At 61.2% G+C, this 1,251-nt stretch carries 1 protein-coding gene; it reads right to left on the bottom strand.

What is annotated here, in order from left to right:
• Positions 1-104: 104 nt before the first annotated feature.
• A complete protein-coding gene (nifH, locus tag CKW40_RS42220; RefSeq protein ID WP_095205384.1) occupies positions 105-998 on the bottom strand; it encodes a nitrogenase iron protein in 894 nt (297 codons plus the stop codon).
• Positions 999-1,251 lie beyond the last annotated feature (253 nt).

A 1,251-nucleotide genomic window follows, 5' to 3' on the forward strand; every position in this document is an offset into this window, starting at 1 on the left:
GGGACCCCTTTCCAGGATTGTTGGGTGACGCCTCACCGAGGAGACGCGGTTTGTCTAAACGCGCGCCGCCCGGTTTAGGGCGGCGCGTGCCGGCAGCGGTGTGGTTAGAGGGCCGCCGCCTTCGCCGCTTCCTTGGTCTGAAGCTCGGCCAGCATCTGCTCGTCGGTCTTCATGATGCCGAAGTCGAGCAGCATGTCCTCGAGCTCCTCCATGGTGATCGGGGTCGGGATGGTGCCCTGGCCCGAATTGGCATGGATCTTCTCGGCCAGCGCGCGGTATTCCCCCGCCTGCTTGCAGTCGGGCGCATACTGGATGACGGACATCTTCCTGAGCTCGGCGTGCTGGACGATGTTGTCGCGCGGCACAAAATGAATGAGCTTGGAATTCAGCCTGGAAGCCAGCGCTTCGGCCAGGTCGAGCTCGCGGTCGGTTTGGCGCTCGTTGCAGATCAGGCCGCCGAGCCGCACGCCGCCCGAATGGGCATATTTCAGGATCCCCTTGGCGATGTTGTTGGCGGCATAGAGCGCCATCATCTCGCCGGACATGACGATGTAGATTTCCTGGGCCTTGTTCTCGCGGATCGGCATCGCGAAGCCGCCGCACACCACGTCGCCAAGCACGTCGTAGGAGACATAGTCGACATCGTCATAGGCGCCGTTCTCCTCCAGGAAGTTGATCGAGGTGATGACGCCGCGGCCGGCACAGCCGACACCCGGCTCGGGGCCGCCCGATTCCACGCACTTGATGCCTTTGTAGCCGACCTTGAGCACATCCTGGAGTTCGAGGTCTTCCACCGAGCCTTCCTGCGCCGCCAGATGCAGGACCGTGTCCTGCGCTTTGGCGTTGAGGATCAGCCGGGTCGAGTCGGCTTTGGGGTCACAGCCGACGATAAGGATCTTCTGCCCAAGGTCGACAAGTGCGGCGAGCGTATTTTGCGAGGTCGTGGATTTGCCGATCCCCCCTTTGCCGTAGAATGCGATCTGACGCAGAGCTGACATGTAGCGTTCCTTCTTTTGTTCCATTTGCGGCTGCCCGCGACATGACGGCGGTCGGCAGCTCTCGCCGCCTTGCTCCCCAAGGACTTCAAGACTCGTGCCAAACCGGCAGCTCGGGCCGGAAAAAAACTTTGTGTTTTCTTTTCAGTTATTTAACCTAAGGACGAAACAGCAGCTGGCTAAGCAAGCCGTGTGTAGCGGACCCGACAAGGACAACAGAAGGTGTCGGATTCCGTTGCCAGCAACCGCGGTCGGC

The sequence above is a fragment of the Mesorhizobium carmichaelinearum genome (assembly GCF_900199455.1).
Classification (GTDB): domain Bacteria; phylum Pseudomonadota; class Alphaproteobacteria; order Rhizobiales; family Rhizobiaceae; genus Mesorhizobium; species Mesorhizobium carmichaelinearum.

What these genes read in the sequence shown, in the direction of transcription:
- nifH (WP_095205384.1), bottom strand. Translation starts at nt 998, where the DNA reads ATGTCAGCTCTGCGTCAGATCGCATTCTACGGCAAAGGGGGGATCGGC.